At 57.4% G+C, this 6,784-nt stretch carries 7 protein-coding genes and 1 pseudogene; 2 read left to right on the top strand and 6 right to left on the bottom strand.

Annotated elements, in window-relative coordinates:
- Positions 1-64 precede the first annotated feature (64 nt).
- Both HLH34_RS18925 and HLH34_RS18920 read left to right on the top strand, forming a co-directional pair.
- The gene (locus HLH34_RS18925; RefSeq protein ID WP_244960050.1) at positions 65-811 is read left to right on the top strand and encodes a TonB-dependent receptor; all 747 of its coding nucleotides are present in this window, start codon (positions 65-67) and stop codon (positions 809-811) included.
- Between the two features lie 24 nt (positions 812-835).
- On the top strand, positions 836-2,740 hold the full coding sequence (locus tag HLH34_RS18920) for a CocE/NonD family hydrolase (RefSeq protein WP_220792276.1): 1,905 nt from the start codon (positions 836-838) through the stop codon (positions 2,738-2,740).
- A 559-nt stretch (positions 2,741-3,299) separates the two neighbouring features.
- Here the strand turns inward: HLH34_RS18920 and HLH34_RS18915 are convergent.
- The 6 genes and pseudogenes from HLH34_RS18915 to HLH34_RS18890 form a co-directional block, all read right to left on the bottom strand.
- The gene (locus tag HLH34_RS18915; protein WP_183121112.1) at positions 3,300-3,548 is read right to left on the bottom strand and encodes a hypothetical protein; all 249 of its coding nucleotides are present in this window, start codon (positions 3,546-3,548) and stop codon (positions 3,300-3,302) included.
- Positions 3,549-3,563: 15 nt separating this feature from the next.
- Positions 3,564-3,788, bottom strand: coding sequence for a hypothetical protein (locus HLH34_RS18910; RefSeq protein WP_183120990.1), 225 nt, complete (start codon positions 3,786-3,788; stop codon positions 3,564-3,566).
- Between the two features lie 18 nt (positions 3,789-3,806).
- Positions 3,807-4,172, bottom strand: a complete 366-nt coding sequence (locus HLH34_RS18905; RefSeq protein WP_183121111.1) for a DUF6283 family protein — start codon at positions 4,170-4,172, stop codon at positions 3,807-3,809.
- Positions 4,173-4,183: 11 nt separating this feature from the next.
- Positions 4,184-4,948, bottom strand: a pseudogene (gene tnpC, locus HLH34_RS18900) (IS66 family transposase); the annotation flags it as partial.
- Between the two features lie 597 nt (positions 4,949-5,545).
- The gene (locus HLH34_RS18895) at positions 5,546-5,875 is read right to left on the bottom strand and encodes a hypothetical protein (RefSeq protein WP_183121110.1); all 330 of its coding nucleotides are present in this window, start codon (positions 5,873-5,875) and stop codon (positions 5,546-5,548) included.
- Between the two features lie 151 nt (positions 5,876-6,026).
- Positions 6,027-6,656, bottom strand: a complete 630-nt coding sequence (locus HLH34_RS18890) for an ATP-binding cassette domain-containing protein (RefSeq protein ID WP_220792275.1) — start codon at positions 6,654-6,656, stop codon at positions 6,027-6,029.
- Between the last annotated feature and the right edge of the window lie 128 nt (positions 6,657-6,784).

Raw genomic sequence — 6,784 nt, 5'->3', positions numbered from 1 at the left:
CGCAGCTTCCCGATGATCTCCTCGGGCTTGTGCTTCTTCAATGGCATCTGTCGTCCCTTCAGCAGTGAATTCCATCATACTCAATGGACCACCCGGAAGGGGGCACCTCACGGCGTCGAAGCAATCGTCGCTGAAGGGCGAATATGCGATCGGCGAGGAAATCGGTTATCGCCACTATTCCACCGTCAACGTCGCCGTCTCGCTGTTCAACTACAACATCACCAACAACCAGATCACCTCGTCGCAATATATCAATGGCATTCCCCTGCCATCGCCGATCGAGGCGGGCGGCAAGACGTCGCGCGGCGCGCAGGGGGAGATCGGCCTGCGCCCTTGGCACCATTGGAGCCCGTACGTGTCGGCCCAGTACCTGCACGCCACGACCGACAACAACATCCAGAAGGGCAGCGATTTCCTGCCCACGCGGGGCAAGATCGCGGTGCAGAGCCCAGAATTCGCGGCTGCCGTCGGAATCGCTTATGATGACGGATCGATCTTCGGAAACTTCAATTTCAACTATGTCGGATCGCAGTATTCCGCGATCATGGACGACGAGAAAGTCCCTGCCTACGAGACCGCCAACATCACGCTGGGCTATCGCATGCGTAAGCTATGGTTCGCGGAACATCCTCAATTCCAGCTGAACATCGTCAATATCGGTGCCAAGAACTACCTGTCCGGCGTGCAGAGTATTTCGACCAACGCCAAGCCCACGCGCGGTGTCAATGGCAGCACCATCGCGGGTTCGTCGCCCCTCTATCTCAGCGCCGGCGGCCTGGCCGTCGTCGCATCCCTGAGCACCGGTTTCTGAGAGTATTTCCAGGATATGAGACGCATGACGATTTCACGTTCCGTTCCACGCCTGTCCGCCATCATGGCGTCCACCGCGCTGGCCACCCTCGCGCTCGCACCCTCCGCCGTGGCCGCGCCGGTCGCCTGGCCCAGCAGCGAGGGCAGTGGGTCCTGTCCGGTCACCGAGGCGGCGGACGTGCCGGCCACGATGCGCGACGGCACGGTCCTGCGCGCCGACGTCTATACCCCGCGCACCCCCGGCAAGGTGCCGGTGCTGCTGATGCGCACCCAGTACGGAAAGGACGTGGCGCAGGTGCAGCCCTCACGCTTTCAATCGCCCGCCTGGTTCGCGTCGCATTGCTATATTGTCGTGGTCCAAGACATCAGAGGGCAGGGGAGGTCCGGCGGTACATTCTATGAATATCGCTATGACCGCGACGACGGTTACGACACCGTGCAGTGGGCGGCGGCCCTGCCCGGCGCGGACGGACAGGTGGCGATGTATGGCTCGTCCTATGTCGGGGCGACGCAATGGCTGGCGGCCACCGCGACGCCGCCCGCGCTGAAGGCTATCATTCCGTCCAATACCGGCGACGATTATTACGACGGCTGGAGTTACGAGGACGGGGCCTTCCGCCTGGCCTTCATCGAGCCCTGGATGCTGGAGACCATCGCGTCTAGCGCCGCCGCCAACCGGGGCGACAAGGCGCTGGCGAAGGCCCTGTTCGCCGACGGCAAGAACCCGTCGACCTGGCTGGCCTTCACGCCCTATGGCGCCTTTCCGCCGCTTCGCCCGGACAAGCCGGAGGTCGCGCCCTATTTCTACGACACTGTCGCGCATCCGACGCGCGACAGTTTCTGGGAGGTATTCCAGATCCGCACCCATTACGACCGCGTCAAGGTGCCGGTGCTGGCGTTCGACGGGTGGTATGATTCGTTCCTCAACGGTGCGGTCAACAATTTCAACGGCATGCGCACGTCCGGCGGCAGCGGGGAGGCACGTGCCCGGCAGCGCCTGGTGATCGGGCCGTGGGAGCATATCGGCTGGGGACGTCCCGATGCGGTCGTCAGCCCCCGGCTGAAGGACATCGGTTCGGTCGCCAACAGTCCGGTCAACGAACTGACCATCCGGTTCCTGGACCATGTGCTGAAGGGGCAGGCGAACGGCTTCGCCGACGGCCCGCGCGTCGATTATTTCACGATGGGCGAGAATCGGTGGCATACCGCCGCGTCGTTCCCCATCGCGGGCACGCACTATGTCACCTGGTACCTGGGCAGCGAGGGGCGGGCGAATTCGTCCATGGGCGACGGCGGCCTGATGACCGGAAAAACCCGGGGCGCGGCGGCCGATCATTTCGTCTATAATCCCGCGAACCCGGTTCCCAGCCTGGGCGGCCATTCCTGCTGCTCCTGGACGTCGGGGCCGCAGGGGCAGTTCGACCAGTCCGCCATCGAGCAGCGGCCGGACATCCTGGTCTATACTAGCGCGCCCTTGAAGGACGCGCTGAACGTCACGGGCCCGATCACGGTCGATCTATTCGCGACGACGGATGCCAAGGACACCGATTTCACCGCCAAGCTGCTTGATGTCGGGCCCGACGGGCGCGCGATCAATTTGAACAACGGCATCATCCGCGCCGCCTATCGGGAGTCGCTGAGCCATCCGACCCCGATCGTTCCCGGGCAGGTCTACGAATATCACATCAAGGTCTGGCCGACCTCCAACCTGTTCAAGCCGGGGCACCGGATCCGGCTGGAAATCTCGTCCAGCGACTACCCGCAATTCGCGCCCAACCCCAATACGGGGGAGTCGCTGGCCACCGCCCGGACGGCGGTGATCGCCAACCAGACGATCTGGCATGACGCCACTCACCGTTCGTCCGTCATTCTGCCGGTCCTGCCGGCTTCGGTCGCCGGCGAGGGGATAGACCACCCGCCGCAGGACTGAAAGGCCGTCTGGAAGTGCGCGCCGGCGGCGGTGCTTTCGTGAGTCCCACGGTCGGTCTCCTGGGGGGGGGAGGTTGTCAGGTCAGGCGTCGGGGGGGATGACAGGGACGCGGCGTATTCGCCGCCGGCGCCGGTCAGAGTCAGATCGCCGTAGCTTCTCACAACTAGGCCACGGGCGCGCAGCGCGCGTTCGGTCTGGCCGGCGGAACCGTGCATCAAGCAGCCGTCCGGCGGAACCGTGCATCAAGCAGCCGTGCTGGTGGTCCCGCGGTGCGCGGCGTTCGCCTTTGACGCGGCGATGCTTCACCTTTCCGGCTGACCCTACCGCTCTGGTCAGCTCGCCTCGATCGATAGAGCGCGCAGGCCGTATCGGCTGGGCCCGAAGTCGTTGATGGGTGACAGCGTGATATCGATCGAGTTGAGGCCAAGATTCAGGTAGTCATGGTAATCGAGCGACGAGTAGGCCAAGTTGCGGAGCGCGATCGCCGAAGTCGATTTCGCCGGAGCGATAGCAGTATGCGTGCATGATGGTTCTTTCCTTCGGGGGCGGCGTTAGGTTGTCAGGCGTGCGAACCGCTCGCCTGTTTCCGGGCATCCCGCAGAGCCGCCTGCATGGCCAGCCGGGTCGGATCGTTGTCATCGCGCCACAGGGCGTTGCGAACGATGCGCTCCAGGTCCGCCTTGCGCTGCTTGGACACGCGCGGCGGACAGATGGACTGCATATTGCGAAGTGCCTCAACCAGCACTGGCTTGCTGTCCATCATGAGGCGAGAGGCCCGACGGTTCTCGCGATGCTCGAAGCGGGTCATAGTCGTTCTCCGGGGTTAGGTGGACGCGACCAGGGCCGCGCTGCCGGCAGCGGTCAGCGCCGCATTCTTTCCGTTCTCATTTGTGGTCCAGGCGGCCAAGCCCAGGGCGATCACGCGGCCCACAACGCTCGGGTGGATCGGACCCATGATGCGCCACGAGGCATACCCCGTGTTCCTCATCGTGACGGTTCCCTGTTGGATGGCAGCAAGCGCCTTCTTCTGATTCTCGGTCAGCGTCATCGCTGCGGTTCTCCGGGGTTAGGTGGACTTTGGAAGGGTGTCTTCGAACCGCTCATGTTGAGCGCCTTCCAGGACCACATTTCCGACGTTCACGCAGTCGAGGACGGCCAGGCGCAGCGCGATGTTATTGCCGCGGCCGAGCTGGTTCATGAGCCAGCCGACACAATGTGCTTCCTGGCCATCAGGATGATGTTCATGGCACGCCATCACTCGCAGCGGGATCCGACCGTACACCGTGGACAGATTACCCACTTCGTTAGCGATTGTGCCGACAAGTTCGCGATGCTTGGTCTCACAGTAGCCATGCGGGATTTCATGCGGATCAGTAGAGACCTTCCAGGGGCATTTCGCGCACTGACGTACTCGCTTCAGTTTCCACGTCATCGGGGACCTCTCTCCTTTGCGATCGTCGAGCCGCTGCCTTTCCAGACGTCATGAAAATCCCGGCGCAGATGGGCCCAGCACGCGGCCTCGCGCACGCGCGTGGCGCCGGTCGCATCGGGTTTGTAAAGTTCCTTGAACCCGGCATAGGCGTCCGCCTGGAGAATACCCGAGAAATTCGCCAGATGGGTCTGAGGATTGATCCCCTTGCGGTCGGGAGAGAACCAGTAGGCAACCGCCGGCGGATCGTCACCGCCCCAGGCGCGCGGGTCGCGCAGATAGGTCCAGATCCGGCCCTCCTTGACGCCGCGCGGCTTGCCGGCCTGACGCAGGCGAGGATCCAGAACCTGGATCGGGATGTCATCAGCATGGAGATGATCGGACGCCGTCACCGTCTGGCGGATCAGCGTGGCCAGCGGGCGGAGCACGGCGACCGCCTGGCCGCACCAGTCGATCAGGGTCGAGCGGGGAATGTCGACACCCTGACGGGCAAAGATCTCGCTTTGCCGGTAGAGCGGCAAGTGATCATCGAATTTCGAGACCAGGATGTGGGCCAGCAGGCCGGGACCGGCCATGCCACGCGGCACGGGGCGGGCTGGCGCTTCCGGTTGCACCATCGTCCCGCAATGCCGGCAGGATTTCTTCAGCCGCGTGGTCTCGATGACTGTCAGCTTCGCCGCGATAAATTCGAGGATTTCGGCGACATCCTCGCCTACGAGGCGCAGGGGACCGCCGCAGGCGGGACAACTCTCGCCAGGGTCGAGCACGATGCGCTCGCGAATCACAGGACGCTCGTGCTGTCACGTCATCGAATCGGAGTTCAGTGGATCTGCTCTAGATCTTGCAGATTATTCCTATTATGTCGAGAAAATCATAGCTACAATCGACGCTAGAGGAAAAGCCATTACAATAAATATCGAACCCTCACCCGCCTATTATTCCAAAATAATAAATGTGTTAAAAATAAATAAAATGCATACAGACATTCCCATAAATACCATTCACCAAGATGGCCATATAATTTCTATAGTGCGATTCAAATATCAAATACACTTTGTTTAAAATTATGTAATTTTTATTATTATAAGAATTTTAATTTAACAACCCAAGATCATCTCTCATTACAAAATATACGACATAAATAACAAATAAATAAAACAACATAGAGATGGGTATTAGAATTGCAATTCTAATCCAAGGGCCGAAACATTCCCTAATTCCAGTTTTTTTTGATATAAAATTCACTATTACTATGGTTAAGCTTGCTCCTATAAAAAGAGCCGTTTGCGAATTCATTTCGATTTCCCTAAGTGCCACGGAGATAGATTCCGTGGCACCATAAAGTTATCTATCTATTTATGTAGTTTGTCCCTATTCTATTTACGCATGATTCTCAAACCATTCGAAACCATAAAACCACCTCCCGCCTGGAAAGTTCTCGCTGAGAGCTTTATTCCAGCCTCAACTAGTTTTGCGGCTACCGGTGCCATCTCTGCTCCGGCTGCTGCAACGCCGACTACTGGAGCCAACTCCGTTGCCGCGACACCGGCACCGATATATAACGCGCCCATTCCGATATCTCGGATCGCACCGGATGTAAAATGATGTCCAAACACGACAATATCGTCATTTCCAGGAGAGAAGCTTTCATTTGAGTCACCTCCTCCGGAAACAAAATCGATCTCGTTTTCAAGCAAAATGTCCATAGAACTTCTCCCCTTTGAATATACACATCAGGATACAATCAGACGTTCATTCCCAATGCTGCAACACAACGTTGCAAAAACATTATATCATATTGTTTCTTTATAGAAACACAGTTTCTCAGTTCGATGAGCGCATTTTGGCAGAAACATCTCAATGAAAAGAAAAATTCGACCACGTTTTTTTTAGATTTCGATGTGAAATTATAATTTTTGTTGCATTAATACCATCAATATATTCATTTATTTTTTCGGACCTATCATCGTCTAGGTTACTTGTTGCTTCATCAAGAAAGAAAATACTTGGACGTCGATAGAAGGCTCTAGCTAAGACAACACGCTGCCGTTGTCCCCCTGAAAGGGTATGCCCCATTTCACTTGACAACGTCTCAAACTTCATTGGCATGCGTTGAATGTCATCAAATATTTGCGCATTTTTTGCGCACTCAAAGACAAATTCTCTATCAGCGTCCTCATCAAATCCAGAAATGTTTTCAAAAATACTTCCTGATAGCAAAACATCGTCCTGTAGAACGCCAGCTATCTGTAAACGATATTCATCCCGATTCTCGGGGCCAAGCGCGGAACCATTCCATAACACTTCCCCTTCTTCAGGCTGAATCAAACCCATCATGATTGCCAATAATGTGGACTTCCCACACCCGGATGGCCCCGTAATAGCTAAGCTTTCACCGATCGGTACTTGCAGATTTACGTTCCGAAAGACCCACGTATCTTCTTTTCCGTAACGATATCCAATATTCCGGCATTCGATCGCTGGCACATTAGGCTTAGTGTCAACTAGAGCATAATCTGATCTAATTGAGTCGTTTTTGGATTCCCATATTGGTCAAAATCTGATTCATCCTGATTGCCGGGATGGGGGCCGGCGATCATGACCCGAGCACTATC

Origin of the sequence: Gluconacetobacter azotocaptans (genome assembly GCF_014174355.1) — a bacterium.
In the GTDB taxonomy this organism is placed as follows: domain Bacteria; phylum Pseudomonadota; class Alphaproteobacteria; order Acetobacterales; family Acetobacteraceae; genus Gluconacetobacter; species Gluconacetobacter azotocaptans.
This window is presented reverse-complemented; position numbering and strand designations above follow the sequence as displayed.